This is a genomic window from Kineosporia corallincola, assembly GCF_018499875.1.
In the GTDB taxonomy this organism is placed as follows: domain Bacteria; phylum Actinomycetota; class Actinomycetes; order Actinomycetales; family Kineosporiaceae; genus Kineosporia; species Kineosporia corallincola.
In genome coordinates, this window is sequence record NZ_JAHBAY010000003.1 from 409,261 (window position 1) to 434,601 (window position 25,341).

The window sequence follows — 25,341 nt, forward strand, 5'->3', positions numbered from 1 at the left end:
GAACTCGGGGTGTCCCCTCCGCTTCGCACGACGAGGAATCAGCTCATGAGCACGCAGTCCAAGGCCGTCCTGATCACCGGCGCCAGCAGCGGCATCGGCGAGGCCACCGCCATCCACCTGGCCCGGGCCGGGCACCAGGTGCTCGCCGGAGCCCGCCGCACAGAACGTCTTTCGGACCTGGCCGGGCGGCTTCGCGCGGACGGCGCCGACCTGCGCACCACCCACCTCGACGTCACCGACCCGGACTCGGTGCACGCCTTCGCGGCCACCGGCACGGAGCTCTTCGGGCGCGTCGACGTCCTGGTCAACAACGCCGGCGTGATGCCTCTGTCGCTGGTCGAGGACCTGCGCGTGGACGAGTGGAACCAGATGATCGACGTCAACATCCGCGGTGTGCTGCACGGCATCGCGGCGGTACTGCCCGGCATGCGCGAGCGCGGGAGCGGGCACATCGTCAACGTCGCGTCGGTCTCCGGCCTGCGGGTGGACCCCACCGCCGCGGTCTACAGCGCGACGAAGTTCGCCGTCCGGGCCATCTCCGAGGGGCTACGGCAGGAGAGCCGGGACGTCCGCGTCACCGTGGTCTGCCCCGGTTTCACCCGGACCGAGCTCACACATCAGGGCGGTGACGCCGCGGTGCAGCAGGCCGCCCGCGCGGCCACCGACGAGCTGGCCATCCCGCCCTCGGCGATCGCCCGGGCCATCGCCTTCGCGGTGGACCAGCCGGCCGACGTGGACGTCAGCGAACTGGTGGTGCGTCCCACGGCTCAGGGGTGAGCCGGGTGCCGGAGGCCAGGCGGGCCAGCGCCTCCTGGCCCGCCGACCCGGGCACCGGCGTGCCGACCAGCAACTGCTGGCCGGGCGCGTCGTCCACCTCGAAGGTCTGGTAGGTCAGCTCGATCCGGCCCACGGCAGGATGCACGAACACCTTGAACGCCCGGCTCAGGCCGCCCACCTGGTGGTCCTGCCAGAGCCGGGCGAACTCGGCCGATTCCTCGGTCAGCCCGGCCACCACGTCCTGGATGCCCGGGTGGCCGGGGAACCGGCCGGCGTTCAGTCGAAGAGCATGGACGCTGGCCCGGCGCAGCAGGTCCCGCTCGGTGAACACGGTCGCGGCGGCGGGGTGGGTGAACAGGATGCGGGGCATGCCGCGCTCCTCGCCGAACGGCGACAGCAGCGCCTCGGCGATCGGGTTGGCCGCCAGCACGTCCAGAGCCGGGCCGAGCACGTAGGCGGCAGCCGACGGAAAGGCCGCGAGGACGTCCATCAGGGAAGTGGCGACCACCTCGGGCGGGCGACCCGCCCGAGGGAGCAGCCCGGCGAGCCGGAACATGTGCTCCCGCGCCTGCTCCGGCAACCGCAGGGCCCGGCCGATGGCCTCGATCACCTGCGCGGAGGGATTGCGCTCGCGCCCCTGCTCCAGGCGGGTGTAGTAGTCGGCGCTGACCCCGGCCAGCACCGCCACCTCCTCGCGGCGCAGACCCGGCACACGCCGTCCGGCCCGGCCGCCCGCCAGTCCCGCCTCACCCGGCTCGATGCGGGAACGACTGCTGCGCAGGAAGTCGCCGAGTTCGTTGTCGCGCGGGGGCATGCGGCCATGCTAAGGGCCCGGTCCGTGCCACGGTGCAGTGGATCAAGCAACGCGGATCGGTGCCGATCAACCCCGGGTAGACCGACGGACGCTTCCAGGCGGGGTGATCACGCTGAGATCCGGCTACCCGGGCGCCGATTTCGGTTCCTGGCTGGCGCACACGCAAGGCTTCTCCCGGCACACCGTCCGGGCCTACACCTCCGACGCGGCCAGGTTCCAGGAGTTCATCGGCCTCACCCCGGGGTCGGCGGCGGTGACCGGCGACCAGATCCGGCGGTTCCTGGAGTCCCGGCGCCGTGAGGGACTGTCCGAGGCCACGATCCGCCGCAACCTGGCCGCGGCGCGGAGCTTCTGCCGATGGCTCCAGGCCAGCGAGCTGCCCGTCGACCGGGACTGGTCGCAGGTGAGGTTCCGGACCAGCGGGGCCCGGCCCCTGCCCCGGTCGATCCCGCGGCACGAACTCAGTCAGCTGCTGCGCTGTCTTCTCCGGTCGGCCGATCTCGGCGCCCCACCGGCTCCGCTGACCCGTCCGCACAAGGTGACGACGCTGGTCGCCGTGACGCTGATGATCACCACCGGGGTGCGGGTCGGCGAGGTGGTGCAGATCCGTACCGGTGACATCACTTTCGCCGACGAGAGCATCCGGATCCACGGAAAGGGTTCCCGGGAGCGGGTTGTCTACTACACCGGCTCCTGGCTGAACCCCCTGCTGCGGGCCTACCTGGACGCCCGCGCGGACCTCGGCGTCGGCCATCCGTACCTGCTGTTCAAGAACGACCTGGACCCGATGACCACCTCCGCCCTGCGCGACCGCATCGCCGGCGCGGGCCGCGCCTCCCGCATCGGCCGGCACCTGACCCCGCACATGTTCCGGCACTCCGCGGCCACCCAGCTGCTCGAGTCCGGGATCGACATCCGCTACGTGCAGCGGCTTCTCGGGCACGCGAGCATCAGCACGACCGAGATCTACACCCATGTGAGCGATGTGGCACTGCGCCGGGTGATCACCCAAGCGGATGTTTTGCGGCACTGTCTGGACCCCTGATAACTAGGACCTATCAGTGCCGGAGCCCGACACCGCCGACCCGCGGCGCGTGCTCCTGGCCCTGAACGAGGCTCTGGAGCGGATCGCTCCCGATCTCTCCGTCCTCCTGGTCTACGACCGTCCCGACCGGGCGGCCGAGCGTCCCGGGCTCGCGCGGTCCTTCTTCGCGCAGCGGTGCGTGCCCGACGAGCAGCTCCATCAGACCGTCGAAGCCTTCACGTCGATCGGTGCCGATGTGCGCCTGTTCGAGGGCGAGCGTCCGTTCGTCAGGGCTCTGGCCGACGGAACGGTGGACGCCATCGGCCGGCGGATCAAGATCGTGTACAACGGCATCGAGGGGTCCATCGCGAACGACGCCTTCCGGCCGGGCCGCAAGTCCCTGATCCCCGCGCTCGCCGACTCGTACGGCATCGTCTGCGCGAACTCGAGCGCCTACGCGTGCGCCCTCGGCAGGCACAAGTTCCACTACCTGACGGTGCTGGACGCGCTGGGGATCCCGACCCCCTGCACCTGGCACTACCGGGCCGACCGGGGGTGGGCCGGTGACATCGTCCCACCCGCCGGGCTGAAGGTGATCACGAAGTCGACCTACGAGTCCTGGTCGGTCGGAGTGACCGAGCAGTCCGTCTTCGAGGTGGACGAGACCTGCACCGGGCGGGTGGCCGCGATCGCCGCGGACATCGGCCAGGCGGTGACGGTGCAGGAGTTCATCGCCGGCCGGGAGATCTGCATCCCGGTGCTGGCCGGGCTGACGCCGGCCGGCCCGGAATCGTCTGGCTCCGGGCTACTGGTGACGCCTCCTGTGGAGACCGTCCTGGCCAAGGCCCCCGGCGACCCGGACGCCGTCATGACGATCGACGACAACCTCTCGCACGGCGCCGTCTCCTACCGGCTGATCGCCGACGACGAGCTGGGTGCGCGGCTCGGCGATCTGGCTCGAAAGTCTTTCGTGGGCCTGGAACTCGGCGGCTTCGGTCGCATCGACTTCCGGGTGGACACCTCCGGTGCGGCGTACGTGTTCGACGTCGGGGTCTCACCCGGCCTCGGTCGCGGCAGCTCGGCCTTCGCCTCCGTGTCGGCGCTCGGGCTGGGACATCCGGAGTTCCTGCGCGCCGTCCTGGCCGCCAGCCTGGCCGCAGAGGGCCTGCTGGGCTAGTTCTCCCGCCAGAACTCCACCTCCGGGATGCGGAATCCCCTGCCGTAGTGGTTCCACACCGGGCCGAAGCCCTGGGCCCGGTGGGTGGGCAGAAACTCGTCGAACTCGGTCGCGGTCATCGGCACCCCGCCGGTGAAGACGTCCGAGAGCAGTTCATGTCGGCGTTCCAGGTAGAAGACGGCCGCGTAGGCGATCTCGCCGAGCAGCGGTCCGAGCGAATGCCATTCGTCCCTCGCCTGCCGGACGTTGCCCGAAAGATAATTCGCTGCGGCCCGGTTGGACCCGATGAGGTATCGCATGCTCGGTTCCGGACGCTGCCGGGTGTTGCGCAGACGGGCATCGAGGTCATCGAAAAGTGCCAGCGAATCGTCGAACTCGTCATCGAGGGCGAGGTAGACCGCCAGGGCGTTCTGCGCGTAGAACGGGTCCGTCGTGCTTCCGTACGCCGCGATGACCGACCGTTGCCGCTCCACCGCCTCCTTGGCGGTGACCAGGCCCAGGCGGTACTCGGCGAGCAGACGGTTCGAGAGCGGGTAGTCGGTGCGCGGGAACGTCCCCTCCTCGAACTCCTCCACCAGCACCGTGGCGCGTTCGCAGACCTCCACCGCCTCGGCGTACTCGGCGTTGCCGATCAGGTTCGCCCCCAGATTCACCAGGCAGCGGTAGTACTCCAGCGGCCGGCGCACGGTCGTCGTTCCGGGTTTCGGGGCGAAATGCCTTGCGGCCTCACGGTTGCGGGCGAGGGCCCGGTCCGGCACCTCGAGGCTGCCCGACATCCGGTCGAGGGTGTACAGGTCGTCGACCGCGGAGTCGTCGAAGGTCACCCGGGACTGGAGCGTCGCCTTGATGCGCTGTTCCAGGGCGTGCGCCTCGGTCTTGTCACGCATCATGGCCAGGCCGTAGAGCAGCAGCCGCATCAGGCGCAGGCCGAGTTCCGGTTCCGTGTCCTCCAGCCCGGACCAGGGACGCAGGCACGCCCGGCCGGCCTCCCGGTCGGTCTCGCTGCGGGTCGACATCAGGCACATCGCCTGGAGGTAGGCGGTCTCGGCGGCCAGCGGCGGGGCCAGGCCGTGCGGCACCCGCCGGAGCACGTCCAGGCAGCCGGTGAAGTCGTACCGGGTGAGGGCGGCCCGGGCATCCACCAGGAGTTCCAGAACCGTGGTGAGGCCACTGTCCTGGACGGCGGCCAGCGACCTGGCCGGAAGGGCCGTGCGCCAGTCGTCCCCCTCCCGGTCCCGCTGGAGGGCGGCCTGGACGGCCAGCACGCCCGCCTCCGTCACCTGCTCCGCGTCCAGGGCGTTGAGGGAACGCACGTCGTAGTCGGCCGCCCGCAGCACCCTGAGGCACGAGGCCAGGCGCTCGTGCACGGTCACGCTGTCGGAGACGTCGGAGCTGCCGAAGTACTGACGGAAGATGTCGTGCACGAACCGGTACGTCTGGTCCTCGACCTCCAGGACCCGTTCCTCCCGGCAGGACCGGAGCAGCCGCCGGGTCTCGGACTCCGGACCCTCGTAGGCGCAGAGGATCTCGTCCTGCCGGAACGTCAGGCCCAGCGTCGCGGCGACCTGGAGCAGGGCCGTGGTCTCACGTCCCAGGCCGCCGAGTGAGTGCACGCGTTGCGTCAGCAGGACGCGCCGGAAGTCCTCGGCGTCCCCGGTGGCCAGCAGGGTGTCGATCCCGCGTCCCGCCATGTACTCCGCCGCCCGCTGGGCCAGCACGAGGTGCGCACCGGACAGGGTGTAGATCTCGTCCGCGGCCCCCTGGTCGAGCGTCTCCGGTGCCCCCAGGGCGACGAGGATCTCGCGAAACCTGTCGCGTGGCGCCCGTTCCAGCGAGAAGGTGCGGGTGTCCGCGCCGGCGAGCAGGTTCTCGTGGGCGCGGGGGTGGGACACGCTCTGATAGGGCTCGACCGTCTCCACGGCCAGTACCCGCAGGCGGCCGAGGAACGGCATCGTCGCGCGCAGTTCCTGGCCCAGAAGCATGCGGAGCAGGTCGAGGGACTCGCCGTCCCACCAGTGCAGGTTGTCGGCGATCAGCAGTAGGGGCTTCCTCCGGCCCTTCTGCTCCAGCTGGTTCAGCACCTGCTGGGCGGGCTCACCGAGAAACCTGGACCGGCGCTCGCGGCGTTTCTGCGGAAGCTGCGCCAGGGCCCCGACGGCCAGCGTGATCACGCCGTAGGTACCCAGCAGCGACTCCACGGCCTGGCCCACCCCCAGCGCCAGGGCACCGGTGGTGCGCCAGTGGTTCGACAACCCGGCCATCGCATAGTTGAACGGGTAGAGAGCCGAGTCGCCGCGGCCCGGGTCGCCCTGGGCCACGAGCGTGACGCCGCCGGCGGCCTCCCAGGCCTGGCCGATCTCGACGGCGAGCCGGGACTTGCCCGCCCCCGGCGGACCTGTCACCAGCTGCATGCCCTGGCCCGATCGCAGCCCCTGGGCGACCTGGTCGAGAACGGTGTCCTGTTTCAGCAGCTGCCACAGATCCGGCACTGATACGTCCTAGTTATCGAGGGGGCAATCGCGGCGAAGAGAACAATCTAACCGCTGGCACCTCGGCCTCATAGCTCTCCGGGTACATCCGTGCACGATCGGCACCTCGACCCGAACTGCGCGCCAAAACGAAAATGGGAGGCCGTCTGGCCTCCCATTTCGCGAACTTCCGGGTGGGCGATACTGGGTTCGAACCAGTGACCCCTGCCGTGTGAAGGCAGTGCTCTACCGCTGAGCTAATCGCCCGGAGTTCGTCCGGCCCGGCCGTTCCCGGCGGCCCGAACGAGTAGAACTCTAGCGAACGACCCCCCGATCTTCCCAATCGGCCCCCGAGGCCGGCCGGGAATCCGGAGCCGGGGCGCTCGGGCCCGGGCTCCTCGTCGTCCTCAGGCAGTCGCTAGCCGAGCCCCGACCACGCCGGGATCCAGTTGTCGGGGATCCAGCCGGGCACCCCCGTGACCCGGAACAGCACCCAGAAGATCGCGACGACGAGCGCGGCCGTGGCCAGACCGACCAGGGCGCGAACGTAGATCGGCTGCGCCATGAGCCACTTCGTCCAGGCTCCCACCTGCTTTCGGGCGAATTTCTCCAATCGGTCAGCCCAGGTGAATTCGGTCGCCAGAACGGCTAATCCGAGGAAGACGATCAGCCAGCCCGGTCCCGGAAGAGGGACCAGGGCGAGGCCACCGACGACAATCCCGCCGCCGACCAGGCCAACCACCAGTCGATACAGACGGTTAGTGGAGGGTCGTTGGCGCAGCGCCTCACGCCAGGCCTTGAACCGGCGCACCCAGACCCGTGGATCAAGCTCCACATCGTCATCTTCTTGCTGGTCATGTCGGACTTCGTCAGACTTCTGAGCCGGCTTCACCGGTCCGTCACCAGTTTGCTTCACGAGTCCAATTCCCCTGACGTAAGACAAAGCCCTGATCGCAGAGGGTGAGCAAAGCACCCCGTCGTATCAAGATCGACGAACACTGATTGAGATCACCACTCGGTTGGCGGGTTTCAGTTGGCCCCAGGCAGGGAAAGATGCCGCTGTAAGCCACCTGTGTGCCCCCCGAAACGGTGACGCGTGACCGAGAGTTCCGCTAATCCACCGGGGCGAAGATGAGGGAGATCGATGCAGCCGCAAGTAGACGTTGAGGCGTCCGTTCAGCTGCGTCTTGTGGTCGCAGACGCCGATGCCGTGCCCCTTCCGGTCAGCCTGCGGTACGGCGCGTCCGACCCGTATGCAGTCCGGGCCGTGTTCTCCGGTGACGGCATGGAGGTCGAGTGGGTCTTCGCCCGCGACCTGCTCCGCACCGGCCTCACCACGCCGATCGGCGACGGTGACGTTCATGTCTGGCCCTCCTGGGGCACCGGCCGTGAACTGGTCATGATCAGCCTGACCTCCCCGGACGGTCAGGCCGTTCTGGAGGCGAGCGCGGACGACGTCCGCACCTTCCTCGACCGCACCGCCGCCGTGGTGCCGGACGGCGAGGAGAGCCTCTACCTGGATCTCGACGCCGCCGTGGCCCGGCTGCTGACCTGATCCACCTGATTCACCCGATCCACCCCTCGGAAGCACCTCGGTAGAACGCAGTGCTCCACCTGGCACCCCTGAATCACCCAGCATCCGCGCCTCCCCGCTCCACAGTTCCTTCGGGTTCCCCACCCCAATGAACGTTGATCCGCGCTGACGTGATCCGCATCCCGGCCAGCGATCCGGCGACCCCTCCCCCGTTGGGGGCGCCGGATCGCTCCGGGGAGGGCCAGAACAGAGGACGACGAAGAGACCGTTCAGGGCTCGTCCGACCTCTGGATGGAGCCGGTTGGACTTCTGGGTTGCCGGTCGGATAACTTACTCATGCACCGAACGGAACGGGGCGGCCCGAAAGGCCGAACCGCACCAGACGGAAGCAAGCGGACGTGGCTCAGTTGGTAGAGCATCACCTTGCCAAGGTGAGGGTCGCGAGTTCGAATCTCGTCGTCCGCTCTGAAGTTCAGCAAGTCTCGGTGGAGTGGCCGAGAGGCGAGGCAACGGACTGCAAATCCGTGTACACGGGTTCAAATCCCGTCTCCACCTCCAGCACCTTCACGTGCATGAGGGCGATTAGCTCAGTGGGAGAGCGCTTCCTTGACACGGAAGAGGTCACTGGTTCAATCCCAGTATCGCCCACCATCTTCTCTGCTGAGCAGAGGCCCATGAATCCCGAAGCTCCGGCTTCGGGATTTCGTGTTTTGCAAGGCTTTACGAGAACACCCGGCCCGGAGGCCCGGCTACTGGGACCGGTTCGTAGGTCGTAATGCCCGCCTCGCCGCCGGACCGGCGGCCCTGCAAGCAGTTTGACCACCTCAGCGGACCAGCGTCCACTCCCCCGCCGGCCGTCCACCGGGCGCGAAGCCCATGTCCCGGGCGAGTCGGCCGGCCCCGCCCAGGCCGTCACCCACGGCGTCCGGCCGGTGGGCGTCGCTGCCGAACGTCACCGTCCTGCCGCCCTCCTCCACCCACCGGCGCAGGATCAGCGGATGCAGGGGCAGCCGGGTGTTGATCTCCAGCGCCCGTTCTCCGTCGGCCAGGGCGGCGAGCGCCTGCCGGAACTCCGGCTCGAAGTCCTCCGGACGGAACGGCCCGGCATCGGCCGGCCAACTGCGCACCGGGTAGTCGATGTGGGCCAGCGCGGTGAAAACCCCTGACCCGGCGACCATCCGGGGGATCTCGGCCAGGTAGTCGCGCATCACGTCCGCCGCCGGGCGGAAGGGGGTGAGGTCGACATGCTCGGTGAACACGACGGCCGGCAGCCCGAGCGCGACGGCCCGGGCGCAGGTGGCGTCCATGTCACCGACCAGCCGAGCGTCCCACGACCACTGGCTGTGCACGTGCCCGTCAGCGGGTAGCTCCATCCGACCAGTGCGCCAGGCGTCACACGCCCTTGTCCATCCCCGCGGGCATCACTTCTCGCTGACGGTGGTGTCGGTCGCGGCGGCCACGGCCAGTGCGTCGGTCACGGCGCTCTTCAGGGCCTTTTTGGTGACGTCGTCCAGGGCGGTGCCGTTCACCAGGACGGTCGGCGTCGTGGTCACGTCGGCCGTCGACGCGTCCTGGGTGACCTGGGCGGTCCAGTCCTGGTAGGTCCTGCCCTCCACCGCGGTGCGCACGATGTCCTCGTCGGCCCCGGCCTGCACGGCGTAGTCGACGAGCTGGTCGTCCGTCAGACCGGCCCCACCCTCGTCCGGCTGGTTGTCGAGCAGCAGCTGCTGGAACTCGAGAGCGGCGTCGGCGTCCGCGTTCACCACCGCGCCCAGGGCGTTCAGGGCTCGGGTGGAGTAGTCGTCGGTGGACTTGTCGTCGAGCAGGGCCACGGGCCGGTACTGCACCTGCACGTCGCCGTCCTTCACCCAGTCGGCGAGCTGGTCACGCGTGGCGGACTCGAAGGCGGCGCAGTCGGCACACTGGAAGTCCTCGTAGATCACGACCTTGACGGCGGCGCTGTCGTCGCCGTCCACGACCGAATTGTCCAGGCCGAGGTTGGCCGGGGTGGCGGTGGTGGCCGCGGCGGCCTCTTGGCCGCTGTCGTGTTCCTGCCAGAACACCAGGCCGGCCATGACGGCCACGACCAGGACGATCACCAGGCTGCCCACCCGGACGGCCTTGCGCGTGGCCTCCTGACGGGCCACCCGCAGACGGGCCTCGGCGATCTTCTCCCGGCGCGCCTCACGTGACGCCTTGCCGCTCACCATGCTGGTCTTCCTCCTGCGTCGAATGCGCTGAAGTGCGCTGCGGGACGAGGATTTCCGGGCGCGCGGACGGCCAGGGCCCGTTCCCGGCCACAAGCTACGCGCGCAGGCTGTGGAAGAACTATGAGTTGCCTGACGAAATACTGGAAACGCCCCTACGACGCAGCGCCGCCGGCCCGGTCCTCGCGCCACGCAGCGGGAGCACAGGGAGATGCTTCTGGTTTTTGACACCACCGTCGCCCGCAGGGTGGTGTCAAAGAGGAGAAGGGCCACCCCGTCCCGGCCGGCTCACGCTGGAAGCCCTGGCCACCGGAGTCAGGGCCGCCAGATGTGCACGGGACCGGGACGACGCTCGCAGGCCGTGCACCCGGCACGGCGGTGGTCAGAAGGGCCCTGAACTTCTGCTAAGTTTATGGGGCACCGAACGGAACGGGACGGACCGAAAGGCCCGGAACGAAACGTGAGGAAGCATGCGGACGTGGCTCAGTTGGTAGAGCATCACCTTGCCAAGGTGAGGGTCGCGGGTTCGAATCCCGTCGTCCGCTCGGAGGCCCACCAGCCTCGCGGTGGAGTGGCCGAGAGGCGAGGCAACGGACTGCAAATCCGTGTACACGGGTTCAAATCCCGTCTCCACCTCCAGCACCTTCACGTGCATGAGGGCGATTAGCTCAGTGGGAGAGCGCTTCCTTGACACGGAAGAGGTCACTGGTTCAATCCCAGTATCGCCCACCATATCCTCTGCCCAGCAGAGATCAGTAAATCCCGAAGCCCCGGCTTCGGGATTTCGTGTTTTGTAGCGGTTCCACCACGGAACACGTTGTCACGAACCGCAATTGGCGGCATGACCCGTCGAAGTCACGGCACCCCCTCCCAGGACCACCTCACGCCGAAGCCGACAAAGACGTAATCTCGTACATATCGGTCGGTGCGGCTGCGGTGGGAGCTGACATGAGGCGTACGTTCACGGTCCCCAGAACCATCCCCTCTCTGACGGCGTCGGCCGTGCTGGGCGCGGCCCTCGTCGTCACCGGCCCAGCCGGCGCCCAGGCCGCAGCCCTGCCGGCAGCCCCGTCGGCAACCCCTCACACGGCTTCCCCCGTCTCGGCCGCCCCGGTGGCAGCGGCGAGCGCCGCCCGCCCCACCCTGCGGCGGGGATCGTCGGGCCAGGCCGTCCGCACCCTCCAGAAACGGCTCAACGCACTGGGTTACTGGACCGGCGGCGCGGCCGACGGTGAGTTCGGCGGGCTCACCGAACAGGCCGTGTTCGCCCTGAAGAAGGTGGCCGGGCTCAAGCGCGACGGCGTCGTCGGGCCCAAGGTGTGGCGGGCCCTGGACCGGGGCGTGCGGCCGAAGGCCCGCAGCACCACGGGCCATGTGATCGAGATCGACAAGAAGCGCCAGGTGCTGAAGATCGTCAACGACGGCCGGGTGACCTACACCCTGAACACGTCCACCGGCACCGGCCGCAGCTACGTCAGCCAGGGCAGCACGCACATCGCCAGCACCCCGAGCGGGCACTTCCGGGTGTTCCGCCAGATCGACGGCTACCGGCACGCCCCGCTCGGTGTGCTGTACCGGCCGAAGTACTTCAACGGCGGCATCGCCGTGCACGGATCGAACAGCGTGCCGCCCTACGCGGCGTCCCACGGCTGCGCCCGGCTCAGCAACACGGCCATCAACTGGATCTGGAACAGCAACAAGATGCCGATCGGCACCCGCGTCTGGGTCTACTGAGACCGTCCGACGCGGGCGCCGGTCACCGGCCCTGGAGCAGCGTGTACGCCAGCACCGCGGCCGCGATCAGCAACAGCGCGGCCACCACCGCCGCGGCGATCTTCACCGCGCTGTAGGGGCGGTCGCCGATCACCTCGCCGGTGCGGGCGTTGATCATCACCCGCCACACCTGGTTGTCGAACCGGTAGGCGGCCAGCCACACGGGCAGCAGCATCAGCTTGAACGTCACCGCGTTCCACTCGGTGTCCATCGAGTGCACCCGCTGCTGGTCACCGCCGATGTCGTCGCGGCAGTCGTCCTCGATCCGGTCCCGGGCGATCTGCTTGAACCGCTCCAGGCCCTCCGGCGGCTCGGTCTCGTAGCGCAGCGTCTGGTAGCCGGCCAGGTACTCCGGCTGGTACGGCACGGCCGCGGGCAGGTCCCACGGCTCCAGCTTGTCCACCTTGTCGACGGGCAGCCGCTTCACCGCGGAGACCAGGATGTCGTCGAAAACCCGCTCCACCCGGCCGTATGCCGGATACCAGCGGATCCGCCGGACCTGCCGCTCCTGCTCCTTGCCCTCGGAGTCGGTGTAGGTCTCGGTGTCCCAGTAGTAGTCACCCCGCTGACCGTGATACATCGTGATCGTGTCGCTGTCGTACGTCCAGTAGGGCAGGTAGGTGCCCTTGATCCCCTCGCGGGCGGCGAGCGTCTTCAGGGTGTTCGGCGCGAACCAGCGGCTGCGCACCCAGTCCTGGAACATGTCCATCGCCTGGTCCGAGGTGATGGCGAACGGCAGCACCGCCTCGGGCGTGATCATCAGGTCGGCGTGCGCCTCCACCACGATCGCCGCGCCGCAGAACGGGCAGGCGTCGGAGAGGTGGTCGGTCTCGGTGCGGGCACCGCACCCGGTGCAGGTGACCGTGTGCGCCGCGATCTGGGTGACCGGCTTCTGCTGCGCCTCGGCCATCCAGGCGTCGAACGAGTGCTCCCGGATCTCGCGGTCCGGCGCCTGGTCCACCTGCTGCTCGAACCCGCAGTACGGGCACTTCAGGGCGGTGGTGCCCGGGGCGAAGGTGAGCCGGGCGCCGCACGACGCGCACGGGTACTGCTGCTGGGTGTACTGCTCCGTCATCCCTGACCTGCTCGTGTGTCTGGCCTGCTGACCGGTGGTGGGCTGGGTGCTACTGCGGGGGCAGCGGCGGCGGTCCCTGCGAGAGCAGGCGGGAGATCTCGGGAACGGAGGACGCGTGCGTCCACTCGCCCATCCCGGCCCGCCACACCAGGGTGGTGCCGGACAGCTGGCCGGCCGCGACGCTCGCCGCCAGTCCCGCCTCGTCGAGCGGTCCACTCTGCTGGCCGTTCACCGCGATGTACCACTGCGCCGCGGCCGGCAGCGGCGGCGGCCCGGCAGGAGCGGCGGGAGCAGCCGGGGCGGCGGGAGCAGCCGGGGCGGCGGGCTGCTGGTACATCGCCGCCGCGGCCTGCTGACCGAGCCCGACCCCCAGACCGACACCCAGGGCGTCCCCCGCACCACCGGGGTTGTTCGAGGCGTTCTCGATCGCGTTCGCGGTCTGGAACTGCGTGTACTTGTTCAGGTCACCGAGCACACCCATCTGGGTGCGCTTGTCCATCGCCTGCTCGACCTCGGGCGGGAGCGAGACGTTCTCGATGATGAACTTGGGGATCGCGATCCCGCTCGGGGCCAGTTCCTCGGTCAGCGTGCCGGCCAGGCGCGCCGCGATGGCCTCCTGGTTGGCCGCCAGGTCGAGCACGGCCACCTGGGCGTGCGCCAGGGCGCCGGCGAGACGGCCGACGATCAGCTGCCGTAGGTACTCCTTGACCTCGTCGGTCTTGAACAGCCCGTCGGTGCCGACCAGTTCCTTGAGGAAGGTGCCCGGGTCACTGACGCGGGCCGAGAACGCGCCGAAGGCCCGCACCCGCACCATGCCGAAGTCGCTGTCGCGCAGCATGATCGGGTTCTGCGTGCCCCACTTCAGCTCGGTGAACTGGCGGGTGCTGACGAAGTAGACCTCGGCCTTGAACGGCGAGTTGAAGCCGTACTTCCAGCCCTTCAGGGTGCTCAGCACCGGCATGTTCTGGGTCTGGAGGGTGTAGGTGCCGGGCGGGAACACGTCGGCGATCGTGCCCTCGTTGACGAAGACCGCGGTCTGCGACTCGCGCACCACGAGCTTCGCGCCCATCTTGATCTCGTTCTGATACCGCGGGAACCGGTACACCATCGTGTCCCGGGTGTCGTCGAGCCACTCGATGATGTCGATCAGCTCGCCGCGGATCTTGTCGAACAAGCCCACCATGCCTCCTGGCTCTGTAGCTGCCTCTGGCCGGGCGCGATCGTAACCGCCCTGGCTGAGTGCAGGGACCCCCTCTGTTCGGGGGGTCGTGCTCTGCACAGACGGCAGACCCGCCCGAGACGTTGCACCGGGCAGTTCCACCGGACAAGGGCCACCGGGCAGGGGCACCAGTCGAACGACGACGCCCGGACGTCCTCGGTTCGAGGACGCCCGGGCGAGCGGGTGGGGCGGGAGGCTACGAGCCGATGTTCGCCTGCGGCCCGGCGTAGGTCTTCACCAGCGAGGGCACGTCGGCGGCCTTGTCCAGCGTGTAGCTGTAGAAGTCCGACGGCTTGAACGTGGTGCCGGTGGTCTGCGTCTTGCCGCTGCTGTTGACCACCACGCTGCCGCTCTGGCTGACCGAGGCGGTGGAGTCACCCGCGTAGTACGGGTTCTTCACGTTGTCGAAGTAGCTGTTCTCCACCACCATCTTCGTCTTCCCGCGGGCGTTGTTGCCGTACGAGGTGATGTTGGCCAGGTAGTTGTTGTACAGGTGGGCGTACGCCACGTTGTCCACGCTGGGGTTGCGCTGGTTCGTGTCGTGGATCCAGTTGTGGTGGATCGTGATCTTCGACGTCACGTTGTCGGTCCAGCCGATGCCGAACGTCTTGTTGTGGTCGGCCAGCACGTTCCACGACACGGTCAGGTTGGTCGTGTCCTTGCGGCTGTCGATGTAGCCGTCGTTGATGTTCGTGAACGTGTTGTGGTCGATCCAGACGTGGTTCGCGGTGTCCATCTGGATGCCGTCGTAGTCGTAATCCTTGTCGTCCGGGTCGTCCTCGGCCATCGCGGTGTCACCGATGGTCAGGTTCCGGATGATCACGTTGCTCACACCGGCCTTCAGGGTGATCCCGCCGTTCAGGATCTTCCCGCTGGTGCCGACGCCGATCAGGGTCTTGTTCGAGGTGACCGGGATCTCGTAGCCGTAGGTCGGCACCTTGATCGTGGCGGCGATCTTCACCACGTAGGCCGAGGAGGACGTGGCGTATTTCACCAGGTCGTCGTAGGTCTTCACGGTGACGGTCTGGCCGGCCGCGCCACCCGTGGTGCCGCCGTCGGTGGAGGCGAAGCCGTCGGCGGTGTTCGACCAGGTACGGCCGGCGGAGGTGGTGGTGGCGGCAGCCGACGTACTGGCGGCGGCCGTCGTCGTGGTGATCACCGGCGTGCTGATCGGGTTCCAGCTGTCCGACCCGGCCAGGTACTTGGCCGGGGTGTAGTTCGCGGCCTCGGTGGAGCTCAGCTGCGGGCGGTTGCTGTTGGTCGTGGCGCCGGCACCGGTGTTCCGGTACTCCGAGAAGCGCGCGTTCTCCCAGGTGTTCCCGGACATGTCGGTCCACGGCTCGGCCGTCTTGATCCCCGCCGACAGGGTCGACTCACGGACGACGACCTGGCCGTCCGGGCCCCACGGGCGGCCGAACTGCACGGTGTTGTTCGTCGCACCGGTGATGGTGGACTTGTTGATCAGGAAACCGTAGGTCTGCGAGGCATCGGTCTTGGCCGCGGTGATCGGGCCGCCTGTGGAACGCTTCTCGTAGATCTGCGAGGCGTCGAACACGGCCGTGCCGCCGCCGAAGATGAAGTCGACGGTGCCCTCGACGTAGGAGCCGGTGAAGTACGAGCGGCCCGAGTTGATCAGCAGCGTGTCCTGGTCGCCGAGCACCCGCACGTTGGTGAAGTAGGCGCGGTCGGCGTCCACCTTCAGGGCCACGGCCTGGGCCCCGCTGGTCACGGTGCTCTCGTCCAGGTCGTTGGAGAAGGTCAGGTTGGAGGCGGCGAAGTCGGCGCCGTAGACGAACACGCTGGCACTGCCGCTGGTTCCGTACTCGCCCGCGGAGTGGTTGTTGACGATCACCGTGTCCTTGGCGGCCGAACCGGTGCCGACCAGCGAGATGTACGGCTTCGTCTTCGGGATCGTGACGATCTCGCGGTAGGTGCCCGGCGCGACGGTGATCGTGACGCGGCTCTTGTTGCCCTCGCCGACGGCGTCGATCGCGGCCTGCACGGTCTTGTACCTGCCGCTGCCGTCCGGGTTCACCATCGCGGTGGACGAACCAGAACCCGAGGACGACGAGGTGGTGGTCGTGGTCACCGGGGTGCTGGAGCCGGCGGTCTTCAGCGTCCACTGCATGCGGTTGTTCGCGGTGCAGGTGTCCTGCACGATCGCGGCGCCGGAGGCGGTGGAGCCGTCCTTGGTGCTGATGCACAGGCCGGAGCCCACGTTCACCAGCTGGTGCCCGTCACCGCTGCTCTTCGTCGTCCACAATTGGTTGGCCTGACCGGCCGAGCAACCCCACTGCTGCAACTGCACGTTCGTGCTCGTGGAACCGCTCGGCACGTCGACGCACATCGAGCTCTTGGCGTTCTGGAGCCAGTACTGGCCGGAGCCCTTGTCGACCAGCTTGAACTGCTGCCAGGTGTCGTCGGTGCACCCCCACTGCTGGAGCTTGGTGCCGCTCGCGGTGGAGGCGCCCGGCACGTCCACGCACATCGTGCTCTTCGCGTTGACCAGCTCGTACGTGCTTCCGGCCGTGGGGTTCGCGGCGTTCGAGGGCAGGATCTGCGTGGCGGTGATGCCGGCGACGGCGACCGCCACCAGCCCCACGGTCAGGGCCGTGTGCCGCTTGCGCAGCCGCCCGGGTAGACGCATCAGGGTTGCGGGCATGACAGGGAATGTCCTCTCGCGGGTAGGCCGGCCGGTTCGGGTCGGCACACAGGTAGTCGCGGGGCGGACAGGGAAATAACAGAAAGCGGGAGAACTACTTTTCGCTGTGCCCCACTTGCGCACGGTGACAGCGGGATTGCAGGCTTCGCCGCAGCTGTGCCAGGATCGGCCGCCCGACAAGGGCCTGTCGAAGGGCACAATGATGGACGGCGGAAGGGCCGGAACGGGCACGCCCACCAGTGATCTGGTGACGCTCGCCCAGGCCGGCGACCGGGCGGCGCTCGACCAGCTGGTCGAGACGCATCTGCCGCTGATCTACAACATCGTGGGCCGGGCGCTGAACGGCGACGCCGACGTGGACGACCTGGTGCAGGACACCATGGTCGGCATCATCCGCGGCCTGCCCGATCTGCGTGAGCCCGGCCGGTTCCGGTCGTGGGCCGTCACGATCGCCTACCGGCGCATGCAGGAGCACCACCGCCAGCGCGCCCGCCACGGGTACCGCACGCTGCTGCGCAGGCACGAGACCGAAGTGGCCGATCCGGGCGCGGACTTCGCCGAGCGCACGGTGACCGAGCTGGCGCTCCAGGGCCAGTGCCGCGAGCTGGCCGAGGCCGCCCGGTGGCTGGAAACCGGTGACCGGCAGCTGTTCTCACTGTGGTGGCAGGAGACCTCCGGCGAGATGACCCGGGCCGAGCTGGCCAGCAGCATCGACACCACGCCGCAGCACGCGGCGGTGCGGGTGCAGCGGATGCGCGAGCGGCTCGACGCCACCCGGGTGGTGCTGCGGGCGCTGAACGCCCGGCCCCGCTGCCCGGAACTGTCCACGGTGGTGCGCAGCTGGAACGGCGTGGCCGATTCCCGCTGGCGCAAGCGGCTGATCCGGCACACCCGTGACTGCGTGCACTGCCGGCAGTACTCCCGCGACCTGGCCCGGCCCGAGGCCCTGCTCCAGGGCGTGGGGCTGGTCGCGGTGCCGGCCGGCCTGCTGGGCAAGCTGTCGTTCGGCCAGGTCACCCTGAACGCTGCTGCCACCGGTCACTTCTCGGCGTTCCTGCACAGTGTCACCGGCAAGTCCGCGGTGGTGGCGGGTGCGGCGGCGATCAGCCTGGGCGGGGTCACCTACCCGCTGTGGACCGGCCCCTCCGACCCGGCCGCCCCGCGAGCCGTGCCGACCACGGCGGCCCCGACGGCGTCCACCGTTGACGAAACCAGCACACCCGAAGCCGTTTCCACCACGGTCAAGCCGAAGAAGACCCCGACCGCGACCTATGCCGGGGTGGCAGCGGCCGACCTGTACGTGGCGCCGGACGGCGACGACACCGGAAAGGGCACGCTGAAGAGCCCGTTCGCGAGTCTGGCGAAGGCCGTGTCGGTCGTGCGGGCCGGCCAGACCATCGCCCTGCGCGGCGGCGTGTACCGGCCGGCCGAAGGCCTGGCCATCGAGACCTCCGGCACCGCCGGCGAGCGGATCACCCTGAGCGGGTACCGTGACGAGGAGCCGGTTCTCGACCTGTCCGGCATTCCGCAGAACGAGTGGGGCATCAGCCAGAGCGCCGACCACTGGACCGTGCAGCGGCTGGAGATCCGCGGCGCGCCCAGCCACGCCTACGTCTGCGACTCGTGCAGCGACAACGTGTTCCGGCGCCTGGACAGTCACGACAACGCCTCCGGCGGGCTGGTGCTGCGCGGCCAGGACACGGCCCGGAACCAGGTGCTCGACAGCGACTTCCACGACAACGGCAGCGGACTGTCGATCATGTACGGCAGCGGCGACGGCAATCTGGTGCGCGGGGTGCGGGTGTTCGGCAACGCGGCGGACGGGCTGGACCTGGGCGCGTTCGCCACCCCGGTGCAGGTGCGCGACAGCTGGGCCTACCGCAACACCAACGGCTTCACGCTCGGCGGGGGCGGCACCACGCTGAAGGTCGCGCACGAGCTGACCAACAACGCGGCCTGGGACAACACCGGCATCGGCTTCAACGAGGAGGGGAACGGCGGCGCGCTGGAACTCACCCGGAACACCGCCTTCCGCAACGGGAACGTCGGCTTCTACCTGCCGTCGTCGGACTCCCGGCTGACCCGCAACCTGGCCTCCGGCAACCTGAACGCGGCCGACCTCTCCCCCGCCGCGCGGGAGTCGGGCAACCGCTGGAACGCCACCGGAAAGGTCTTCGCCTCCACCGATTCCGGCAGCGCCGAGGGCGCTCGGCACGAAGACGGTTCCCTGCCCGCCACCCGGTTCCTGCGCGGGGGTGACGGGCGGGGAGCCACGATGGGTTCCTAGAGAACGGCCTTCAGCGATTCCTCGAGGATGTCGACACCCGCGTGCAGGTCGGCCTCCCCGATGGTGAGCGGCGGGGCGATCCGGAAGATGCCGCCCGTGCCGGGCAGCTGCACGATGTTCATGTGCAGGCCGCGCTCCAGGCAGGCCGCCGTCACCGCGGTGCCGAGCCGGTCGGCGGGCGTCCTGTCGCGTTTGTCGTTCACCAGCTCGACGCCCTGGAGCAGCCCCCGACCGCGCACATCGCCCACCTGCTCGTAGCGTTCCCGCAGGTCGAGCAGCCGTGCGGTGAGCTCGGTCCCGAGCCTGCGCGCGCGTTCCACCAGGTCGTCGCGCTCGATCACGTCCATCACGGTGAGCGCCACGGTGGCCGCGAGCGGGTCGGACACGTGCGTGGTGAAGAACAGGAAACCTTTGTCGTGGCAGACCTCCTCGACGGTGGCCGAGGTGACCACCACGGCCACCGGCAGGCCGGCGCCGAGCGTCTTGGAGAGGGTGATGATGTCGGGCACCACGCCGTCGCGCTGGAACGCGTACATGGTTCCGGTGCGGCCGAGCCCGGTCTGCGCCTCGTCGAGGATCAGCAGCATGCCCCGCTCGTCGCAGTACCGCCGCAGCCGGGCCAGGTAGCCGGGTGGCAGCTCGATGATGCCGCCGGAGGAGAGGATCGGCTCGACGATGCAGGCGGCCAGGTTGCCCGTGGACTGCTGGTCGACCAGGCCGAAACCGTAGGCCAGCTCGGACTCCCAGTCGTGGGAGCCGTCTTCGTGCCGGAACGGGGAACGGTAGGCGTTGGGAGTGGGCAGGGTCAGGTTGCCGGGTGCGGGCGGCCCGTAGCCGCGGCGGCCGGCGGAGAAGGTGGCGGCCGCCGCACCGGAGGTCATCCCGTGCCACGACCGGTCGAACGCCACCACCTCGTAGCCGCCGGTGTACAGCTTGGCCATCTTGATCGCGGCCTCGTTCGACTCGGCGCCGGTGGTCAGCAGCATCATCCGGTCCAGCGGACCGGGCAGTGAGGCGGCGAGCCGGGCGCCGAGTTCCACCACCGGACGGCTGAGCATGCCCGAGTAGAGGTGGGTCAGGGTGCCCGCGGCGGCGGTGACCGCCCGCACCACGTCCGGATGGGCGTGACCGAGCACGGCACTCATCTGCCCGGAGGTGAAGTCGAGGATGCGCCGCCCCCCGGAATCGGTGAGGTACGCCCCGGCGGCGGACTCGATCACCCGTGGGGTGAAGCTGCCGCCGTACCGGATCAGGTGGGTGCGGGCCAGGTTCCAGAACTGCTCGTCGTCCATGGGCGTCTCCGTGGTCGAGGGCCCTTCAGCACATCACAGCGGCACCTGATCGGCCATGGCCTCGCGCATCACCTGCCGGCAGCGCCGGTAGGTGTCGAGCAGGTCGGCCGGGCGGCCGGCCTCGATCGCGTCGGCCCACAGGTCGAGGGCGGCCCGCACGGCGGCGCCGGCCGTCTCGACCACCACCCGGGCGGGCAGCTCGTCGTCGTGACCGAGCAGCCGGGAGAGGTGGCCGACCAGGATGTCGAGGCGTTCCTCGTCGAGCCGCAGGGCGGCGGTGCGCAGGGTGGGCTCGGCGCGCATCAGCCGGCGCAGCCGCAGCAGCTGGCGGCCGGGCTCGCTCCGGCCGTTGTCGAAGGCCCGCAGCACCTCGACCCAGACCTCTTCCAGCTGCGGCAGCAGCGGCCGGTCGCCGCGCATGGTGGCGATCATCCGCTCGGCCCGGTTTTCCAGGTCGCGGTGCGGCGTGAGCGCGGCGCGTTCCTTGGTGGCGAAGTAGCGGAAGAAGGTGCGCGGCGAAACCCCTGCGGTGCGCGCGATCTCGTCGACCGTGGTGCCGTCGACGCCCTGCTTCTCGAAGAGCGCGAGCGCGGCCTCGCCGATCTCGTGCTCGGTCTGTGCCCGGCGCCGGTCGCGCAGCGGTGCGGTCTCCCCGTTCTCCACGGCCCGCATCGTACCGGGAATCGATTCACTACCCGCCGTGTTGGCAGTCGCTGCCATAATGACTGACGGCGGCACGGGGGTTCGTGCACGAGACGAGAGGCACCAGGCTTGAACACCGACGCATCCATCGATGTGGCCCCGGAGACCAGCAGCGACCCGGGTTCTCGCACCGGCCCGCTGATCGCCCTCCTGGTCTGCGCGGCCTTCGTGGTGATCCTGAACGAGACGATCATGAGCGTCGCGCTCCCCGACCTGATGAAGGAGTTCTCCGTCCCGGCCACCACCGCGCAGTGGCTGACCACGGCGTTCCTGCTCACCATGGCCGTGGTGATCCCGGTCAGCGGCTGGCTGCTGATCCGCCTGCCGCTGCGCACCGTGTTCGTGCTGGCGATGGGCAGTTTCACGCTGGGCACGCTGGTGGCCGCGACCGCCCCGGTGTTCGGCGCGCTGGTGGCCGGCCGGGTGGTCCAGGCCGTCGGCACCGCGCTGATGATGCCGCTGCTGATGACGACCATCCTGAACGTGGTGCCCGCGCATCGGCGCGGCCGGATGATGGGCATCGTCTCGATCGTCATCTCGGTGGCCCCGGCGATCGGCCCGACCATCTCCGGCGTGGTGCTGGACCAGCTCACCTGGCGCTGGATGTTCTGGCTGGTGCTGCCGATCGCCGTGATCGCCCTGGCGGCGGGGGCGGTGTGGGTGCGCAACGTGACCGAGCCCGCGCCCGCCCCGCTCGACGTGGTGTCGGTGGTGCTGTCGGCGCTCGCGTTCGGCGGCCTGATCTACGGTCTGAGCAGCATCGGTGAGTCGGCGACGGGGCACACGCCGGTGCCGGTCTGGATCCCGCTGGTGGTCGGTGGGGTGACCCTGGTGGTGTTCGTGCGGCGTCAGCTCGTGCTGCGCGATCGCGCCCTGCTCGATCTGCGGGCCTTCGGCACGCCGAGCTTCTCGGTGGCCGTGCTGCTGGTGGCGGTGAGCATGATGGCACTGTTCGGCACGCTGATCCTGCTGCCGATCTATCTCCAGTCGGCGCTGGAACTCTCGACCCTGGCCACCGGCCTGATGCTGCTGCCCGGCGGTCTGGCCATGGGGTTGCTGGCGCCGGTGGTGGGTGCGCTGTTCGACCGAGTCGGGCCGCGCCCCCTGGTCGCGCCCGGTGCCGTGATCGCGTGCATCGCGTTGTGGGGGATGACCCGGTTCGGCATCGACACCGGGCGGGGCACCGTGATCGCCGCGCACGTGCTGCTCAGCATCGGCCTGGCCCTCATGTTCACCCCCTTGCTGACCAGCGCGCTGGGCTCGCTGCCGCATGCGCTGTACTCGCACGGCAGCGCGATCGTGGGCACCGTGCAGCAGGTGGCGGGCGCGGCGGGCACCGCGCTGTTCGTCACCGTCATGACCCGCACGACCGCACAATCGCTGGAGGACGGCGTGGAGCCCCTGACCGGCGTGGCCGACGGCGTTCACGCGGCCTTGCTCTGGGGTGGCATCATCTCCGCCGCGGCAGTGGTGCTGGCGTTCTTCGTGGGCCGGCCGCGGGCGATCGAGGACCCTTCTTCCTGAAGCGTTTCGCCGAGCGCCGGCCGGGGGCCTGCTGCCGGGCACAGTGTGCGCATGAACCAGTCGTGGGCCGCGCGCCACTTCTCGCTGAGCAATCCGGAGCACGACCGCCCGGCCGATCTCGCCTACCTGTTGCGGCGGATGGCCGACCACATCGACGAGCTCGGGGTGGACCCGATGGAGATCCTCGACCTGACCGTGCACCAGGAGATCACCGCCGACGGCCCGTGGTGGTCGGCCACGCTCTACTACTCCCCTGACCACTCCCCCGACACGACGGGCTGAGGCATGATCGACTTCATGCCGACCGCCGACACCGATCTTCGCGCAGCCATCGACCGGATCCGGCTCGTCGACCACCATGTGCACAGCGTGGTGGTCGACAACCTGACCGAGGACGAGCTGGAGCTCGCCCTCACCGAGCCCTACGCGCCCCCGGCCCGCCCGGCCACGGTGTTCGACTCGCAGCTGGGGTTCGCCGTGCGCAACTGGTGCGCCCCGGTGCTCGGACTGCCCTCGTTCGCGTCGGCCGGCTCCTACGTGGCCCGGCGGGCGGAACTCGGTGCGGCGGAGGTGAACCGGCGGTTCCTGCGTGCCGCCGGGGCGAGCGACCTGCTGGTGGACGTCGGCTACCAGGGCGATCGGCTGATCCCCGACGCCGCCCTGGCCGAGGCGGGCGGCTTCACCGTGCACACCCTGATGCGGCTGGAGGCGGCGGCCGAACGCTGGGTGACGAGTGACGCCGTGGGCGTGGACGGCCTGGACGCCGTGCTGCGCGAGTCGGCGCTCGGGGCCGTGGGTTTCAAGAGCGTGGCGGCCTACCGCGGTGGGCTGCGGCTGCCGGCCGAGCCCCCGGCCCCGGAGGCGGTGGAGGCCGCGCTGCTGCACTGGCGCGACGAGCAGCGCACCCGCGACACCCCGCCGCGCCTGACCGACCAGGTGATCGTGCGGCACCTGATCTGGTGGGCCCTGCGGGACGGGCGGCCGGTGCAGTTCCACACCGGTTTCGGCGACCCCGACCTGCTGCTGCACGAGGCCGATCCGCTTCTGCTGCAAGGACTTCTGGTGCGGGCCGCGGACCTGCGCACCCCCGTGACGCTGCTGCACTGCTACCCCTTCGTGCGGCAGGCCGGATACCTCGCGGCGGTGCTGCCCCACGTCTACTTCGACGTGGGGCTGACCAGTAACCACATCGGCACGTCGGCGGTGACGGCCGTGCGGGAGTCGCTGGAGCTGGCACCGTTCGGCAAGGTGCTCTACTCCAGCGACGCCTACGCGCTGCCTGAGCTGGTGTATCTCGGCGCCCGGCAATGGCGTTCGGCCATCCACACGGTGCTCGACGAGAACCGGCGCGAGCACGGCTGGCCGGCCGAGGAGTGCCTGCGCGTGGCGGAACTCATCGGCCGGGAGAACGCCGTGGCGGCCTACCGGCTGGACTGACTCACGCCGCCACCTTGGCCTGCCACAGACTGGCGAACGCATCGGCCTCGGCCTTGACGTAGGCCGCCAGCATCGGCACGTCGCGGGTGCAGCCCAGCGCGAAACCGGTTCGGCCGGAACGCACATCGATGACCCGCGGCGTGGCGTCACAGCCGGCCGCGCGCATGGCCTCGCCCAGGATCACCAGGGCGCCGTCGGCCGTGGCCTGGGTGAGCTGGTTGGCCTTGAGGTGCAGGAACCACACCTCCCGCGCCCCGCCCCGGCGCTCGACGAGCAGGTGCGGCGACACGCTGACCCGCAGATCGCCGTGCCGCCAGACCCCGGACGGCGCAGGCAGAACCGCGACCGGGCCGGTCTTGCGGCGCAGTTTGAGCATGCCCTCGCGGATGTCGGCATAGTGCACCGACTGCCCCCGGCAGCGCCGGTCGGTCTCTTCCCGGGCCTGCGACCGGGCGACCGCGGCGTCGAGCGTGGCCCGCAACCGGTCACCCCGCAGCCCGTCGACGATCGCCGTGACGATCGGGTCGTAGTACCGCCAGGGATGACGGGTGGGGTCTTCGTACATCGCCCGCAACTGCGCCGGCACCCGGCCCCGCCGCGCCCCCGGCGTGCTGATGAACTGAATGATCGACGGGAGAGAAGTCTTGATCTCGGTCATCTCCGGCTCCTGCCGCTCGAACGCCTCGACCCCCACATTCTAACTCGAGATTCGAACACATGTTCGACGAATCCCGGAAAGTCTCAGTCGTCCGTATTGCCGCAATCATGCTGTGGCCTGGGATATTTCACGTGCAGTCCCTAGTCGGGCACGATGCGTCGCAGCTACCCTCGAACGGCCGATGCATTGCGGGGGCGTGCTGCCGAGAAGAACCGGAGAGTGAACTCGGTAGCCGGTCTTTGGGTCGGCTGGCGTCCCGGTGACCCGGGTCGCACCCACCAGCCCCACCAGGCCCTGCCCGTGGCCGGAAAAGGAAGCGCACCCGTGTCCAACATCGACACCGTCCTCAAGGAAGCCATGCAGATCGACGGCGCCATCGGCGTCGCGCTGGTGGACCACACCAGCGGCATGACCCTCGGCCAGGCCGGCGGCAACACGCTCAACCTCGAGGTCGCGGCCGCCGGCAACACCGAGGTGGTGCGGGCCAAGCTGCGCACGATGGAGACCCTGCGCCTGCGTGAGGCGATCGAGGACATCCTGATCACCCTCGACACCCAGTACCACCTGATCCGCCTGATCACCGACAAGTCCGGCACCGGCCTGTTCCTCTACCTGGCTCTGGACAAGCAGCGCTCGAACCTGGCGATGGCCCGGCACAAGCTGGCCAACCTGGAGCGCACGATCGAGATCTGACCGCCGCCACACCGAAGC

The 25,341-nt window shown here is 69.5% G+C and carries 21 protein-coding genes and 7 tRNA genes; 16 read left to right on the forward strand and 12 right to left on the reverse strand.

The window, feature by feature from the left end:
* Positions 1–45 precede the first annotated feature (45 nt).
* Entirely contained in the window at positions 46–777 is a 732-nt protein-coding gene (locus tag KIH74_RS09110) for an SDR family oxidoreductase (RefSeq protein ID WP_214155372.1), read from the forward strand.
* Here KIH74_RS09110 and KIH74_RS09115 read toward each other — a convergent pair.
* A complete protein-coding gene (locus KIH74_RS09115; protein WP_214155373.1) occupies positions 740–1,591 on the reverse strand; it encodes a helix-turn-helix transcriptional regulator in 852 nt (283 codons plus the stop codon). The genes KIH74_RS09110 and KIH74_RS09115 overlap by 38 nt on opposite strands.
* Before the next feature lie 103 nt (positions 1,592–1,694).
* On the opposite strand from KIH74_RS09115, the gene KIH74_RS09120 reads away from it, so the two are divergent.
* Both KIH74_RS09120 and KIH74_RS38460 read left to right on the forward strand, forming a co-directional pair.
* Positions 1,695–2,636, forward strand: coding sequence for a tyrosine-type recombinase/integrase (locus KIH74_RS09120; RefSeq protein WP_214155374.1), 942 nt, complete (start codon positions 1,695–1,697; stop codon positions 2,634–2,636).
* A gap of 16 nt (positions 2,637–2,652) precedes the next feature.
* On the forward strand, positions 2,653–3,792 hold the full coding sequence (locus KIH74_RS38460; protein WP_214155375.1) for a D-alanine--D-alanine ligase family protein: 1,140 nt from the start codon (positions 2,653–2,655) through the stop codon (positions 3,790–3,792).
* Here KIH74_RS38460 and KIH74_RS09130 read toward each other — a convergent pair.
* From KIH74_RS09130 to KIH74_RS09140, 3 genes are all read right to left on the reverse strand, one after another.
* A complete protein-coding gene (locus KIH74_RS09130; protein ID WP_214155376.1) occupies positions 3,789–6,281 on the reverse strand; it encodes an AAA family ATPase in 2,493 nt (830 codons plus the stop codon). The two genes, KIH74_RS38460 and KIH74_RS09130, sit on opposite strands and share 4 nt — an antisense overlap.
* 174 nt (positions 6,282–6,455) lie before the next feature.
* A tRNA-Val gene (locus KIH74_RS09135) sits at positions 6,456–6,527 on the reverse strand.
* 151 nt (positions 6,528–6,678) lie between these two features.
* Positions 6,679–7,176 carry a TIGR02611 family protein gene (locus KIH74_RS09140; RefSeq protein WP_214155377.1) on the reverse strand — a complete coding sequence of 166 codons (498 nt, stop codon included), beginning with the start codon at positions 7,174–7,176 and terminating at the stop codon, positions 6,679–6,681.
* Between the two features lie 228 nt (positions 7,177–7,404).
* On the opposite strand from KIH74_RS09140, the gene KIH74_RS09145 reads away from it, so the two are divergent.
* The 4 genes from KIH74_RS09145 (at position 7,405) to KIH74_RS09160 (ending at position 8,445) form a co-directional block, all read left to right on the forward strand.
* On the forward strand, positions 7,405–7,815 hold the full coding sequence (locus KIH74_RS09145; protein WP_214155378.1) for an SsgA family sporulation/cell division regulator: 411 nt from the start codon (positions 7,405–7,407) through the stop codon (positions 7,813–7,815).
* A 371-nt stretch (positions 7,816–8,186) separates the two neighbouring features.
* A tRNA-Gly gene (locus KIH74_RS09150) sits at positions 8,187–8,259 on the forward strand.
* A 19-nt stretch (positions 8,260–8,278) separates the two neighbouring features.
* Positions 8,279–8,352, forward strand: a tRNA-Cys gene (locus KIH74_RS09155).
* An 18-nt stretch (positions 8,353–8,370) separates the two neighbouring features.
* Positions 8,371–8,445, forward strand: a tRNA-Val gene (locus KIH74_RS09160).
* A 173-nt stretch (positions 8,446–8,618) separates the two neighbouring features.
* Here KIH74_RS09160 and KIH74_RS09165 read toward each other — a convergent pair.
* Together KIH74_RS09165 and KIH74_RS09170 are read right to left on the reverse strand one after the other, a co-directional pair.
* Entirely contained in the window at positions 8,619–9,167 is a 549-nt protein-coding gene (locus KIH74_RS09165; RefSeq protein WP_214155379.1) for a PHP domain-containing protein, read from the reverse strand.
* A 48-nt stretch (positions 9,168–9,215) separates the two neighbouring features.
* Positions 9,216–10,004, reverse strand: coding sequence for a DsbA family protein (locus KIH74_RS09170; protein WP_214155380.1), 789 nt, complete (start codon positions 10,002–10,004; stop codon positions 9,216–9,218).
* A 469-nt stretch (positions 10,005–10,473) separates the two neighbouring features.
* Between KIH74_RS09170 and KIH74_RS09175 the strand changes: the two genes are divergently transcribed.
* The 4 genes from KIH74_RS09175 to KIH74_RS09190 all read left to right on the forward strand — a co-directional run bounded on the left by KIH74_RS09175 (position 10,474) and on the right by KIH74_RS09190 (position 11,735).
* A tRNA-Gly gene (locus KIH74_RS09175) sits at positions 10,474–10,546 on the forward strand.
* 20 nt (positions 10,547–10,566) lie between these two features.
* A tRNA-Cys gene (locus KIH74_RS09180) sits at positions 10,567–10,640 on the forward strand.
* A gap of 18 nt (positions 10,641–10,658) precedes the next feature.
* Positions 10,659–10,733, forward strand: a tRNA-Val gene (locus tag KIH74_RS09185).
* A gap of 216 nt (positions 10,734–10,949) precedes the next feature.
* Positions 10,950–11,735 carry a L,D-transpeptidase family protein gene (locus KIH74_RS09190; protein WP_214155381.1) on the forward strand — a complete coding sequence of 262 codons (786 nt, stop codon included), beginning with the start codon at positions 10,950–10,952 and terminating at the stop codon, positions 11,733–11,735.
* Between the two features lie 22 nt (positions 11,736–11,757).
* On the opposite strand, the gene KIH74_RS09195 is transcribed toward KIH74_RS09190, so the two are convergent.
* From KIH74_RS09195 to KIH74_RS09205, 3 genes are all read right to left on the reverse strand, one after another.
* Positions 11,758–12,849 carry a TFIIB-type zinc ribbon-containing protein gene (locus KIH74_RS09195; protein WP_214155382.1) on the reverse strand — a complete coding sequence of 364 codons (1,092 nt, stop codon included), beginning with the start codon at positions 12,847–12,849 and terminating at the stop codon, positions 11,758–11,760.
* A gap of 49 nt (positions 12,850–12,898) precedes the next feature.
* Positions 12,899–14,029 carry an SPFH domain-containing protein gene (locus tag KIH74_RS09200; RefSeq protein WP_372492028.1) on the reverse strand — a complete coding sequence of 377 codons (1,131 nt, stop codon included), beginning with the start codon at positions 14,027–14,029 and terminating at the stop codon, positions 12,899–12,901.
* 235 nt (positions 14,030–14,264) lie between these two features.
* The gene (locus KIH74_RS09205; protein ID WP_214155384.1) at positions 14,265–16,730 is read right to left on the reverse strand and encodes a pectinesterase family protein; all 2,466 of its coding nucleotides are present in this window, start codon (positions 16,728–16,730) and stop codon (positions 14,265–14,267) included.
* A gap of 202 nt (positions 16,731–16,932) precedes the next feature.
* Between KIH74_RS09205 and KIH74_RS09210 the strand changes: the two genes are divergently transcribed.
* The gene (locus KIH74_RS09210; RefSeq protein WP_214155385.1) at positions 16,933–19,017 is read left to right on the forward strand and encodes a sigma-70 family RNA polymerase sigma factor; all 2,085 of its coding nucleotides are present in this window, start codon (positions 16,933–16,935) and stop codon (positions 19,015–19,017) included.
* Here KIH74_RS09210 and KIH74_RS09215 read toward each other — a convergent pair.
* On the reverse strand, positions 19,014–20,309 hold the full coding sequence (locus KIH74_RS09215; RefSeq protein WP_214155386.1) for an aspartate aminotransferase family protein: 1,296 nt from the start codon (positions 20,307–20,309) through the stop codon (positions 19,014–19,016). The two genes, KIH74_RS09210 and KIH74_RS09215, sit on opposite strands and share 4 nt — an antisense overlap.
* A 33-nt stretch (positions 20,310–20,342) precedes the next feature.
* Positions 20,343–20,972: a TetR/AcrR family transcriptional regulator gene (locus KIH74_RS09220; RefSeq protein WP_308113672.1), complete on the reverse strand. Its 630-nt coding sequence runs from the start codon at positions 20,970–20,972 to the stop codon at positions 20,343–20,345.
* 108 nt (positions 20,973–21,080) lie between these two features.
* Between KIH74_RS09220 and KIH74_RS09225 the strand changes: the two genes are divergently transcribed.
* Genes KIH74_RS09225 through KIH74_RS09235 form a run of 3 tightly spaced genes read left to right on the forward strand, consistent with a single transcriptional unit; the run spans position 21,081 to position 23,972 of the window.
* On the forward strand, positions 21,081–22,535 hold the full coding sequence (locus tag KIH74_RS09225; protein ID WP_246571919.1) for an MDR family MFS transporter: 1,455 nt from the start codon (positions 21,081–21,083) through the stop codon (positions 22,533–22,535).
* Between the two features lie 51 nt (positions 22,536–22,586).
* The gene (locus KIH74_RS09230; protein WP_214155388.1) at positions 22,587–22,817 is read left to right on the forward strand and encodes a hypothetical protein; all 231 of its coding nucleotides are present in this window, start codon (positions 22,587–22,589) and stop codon (positions 22,815–22,817) included.
* A gap of 15 nt (positions 22,818–22,832) precedes the next feature.
* Complete coding sequence (locus KIH74_RS09235) at positions 22,833–23,972, forward strand: amidohydrolase family protein (RefSeq protein ID WP_214155389.1); 1,140 nt, start codon at positions 22,833–22,835, stop codon at positions 23,970–23,972.
* Between the two features lies 1 nt (position 23,973).
* Here the strand turns inward: KIH74_RS09235 and KIH74_RS09240 are convergent, their stop codons facing one another.
* Positions 23,974–24,630 (reverse strand): hypothetical protein, encoded by a 657-nt coding sequence (locus KIH74_RS09240; protein ID WP_214155390.1) that lies wholly within the window; start codon positions 24,628–24,630, stop codon positions 23,974–23,976.
* 357 nt (positions 24,631–24,987) lie between these two features.
* On the opposite strand from KIH74_RS09240, the gene KIH74_RS09245 reads away from it, so the two are divergent.
* Positions 24,988–25,323 (forward strand): hypothetical protein, encoded by a 336-nt coding sequence (locus tag KIH74_RS09245; protein WP_246572122.1) that lies wholly within the window; start codon positions 24,988–24,990, stop codon positions 25,321–25,323.
* Positions 25,324–25,341: the final 18 nt, after the last annotated feature.

Coding starts and splice junctions, on each gene's coding strand:
- KIH74_RS09235 (WP_214155389.1), top strand. CDS start 22,833: ATGCCGACCGCCGACACCGATCTTCGCGCAGCCATCGACCGGATCCGG.
- KIH74_RS09110 (WP_214155372.1), top strand. CDS start 46: ATGAGCACGCAGTCCAAGGCCGTCCTGATCACCGGCGCCAGCAGCGGC.
- KIH74_RS09240 (WP_214155390.1), bottom strand. CDS start 24,630: ATGACCGAGATCAAGACTTCTCTCCCGTCGATCATTCAGTTCATCAGC.
- KIH74_RS09230 (WP_214155388.1), top strand. CDS start 22,587: ATGAACCAGTCGTGGGCCGCGCGCCACTTCTCGCTGAGCAATCCGGAG.
- KIH74_RS09115 (WP_214155373.1), bottom strand. CDS start 1,591: ATGCCCCCGCGCGACAACGAACTCGGCGACTTCCTGCGCAGCAGTCGT.
- KIH74_RS09145 (WP_214155378.1), top strand. CDS start 7,405: ATGCAGCCGCAAGTAGACGTTGAGGCGTCCGTTCAGCTGCGTCTTGTG.
- KIH74_RS09170 (WP_214155380.1), bottom strand. CDS start 10,004: ATGGTGAGCGGCAAGGCGTCACGTGAGGCGCGCCGGGAGAAGATCGCC.
- KIH74_RS09210 (WP_214155385.1), top strand. CDS start 16,933: ATGGACGGCGGAAGGGCCGGAACGGGCACGCCCACCAGTGATCTGGTG.
- KIH74_RS09205 (WP_214155384.1), bottom strand. CDS start 16,730: ATGCCCGCAACCCTGATGCGTCTACCCGGGCGGCTGCGCAAGCGGCAC.
- KIH74_RS09215 (WP_214155386.1), bottom strand. CDS start 20,309: ATGGACGACGAGCAGTTCTGGAACCTGGCCCGCACCCACCTGATCCGG.
- KIH74_RS09195 (WP_214155382.1), bottom strand. CDS start 12,849: ATGACGGAGCAGTACACCCAGCAGCAGTACCCGTGCGCGTCGTGCGGC.
- KIH74_RS09245 (WP_246572122.1), top strand. CDS start 24,988: ATGCAGATCGACGGCGCCATCGGCGTCGCGCTGGTGGACCACACCAGC.
- KIH74_RS09190 (WP_214155381.1), top strand. CDS start 10,950: ATGAGGCGTACGTTCACGGTCCCCAGAACCATCCCCTCTCTGACGGCG.
- KIH74_RS09165 (WP_214155379.1), bottom strand. CDS start 9,167: ATGGAGCTACCCGCTGACGGGCACGTGCACAGCCAGTGGTCGTGGGAC.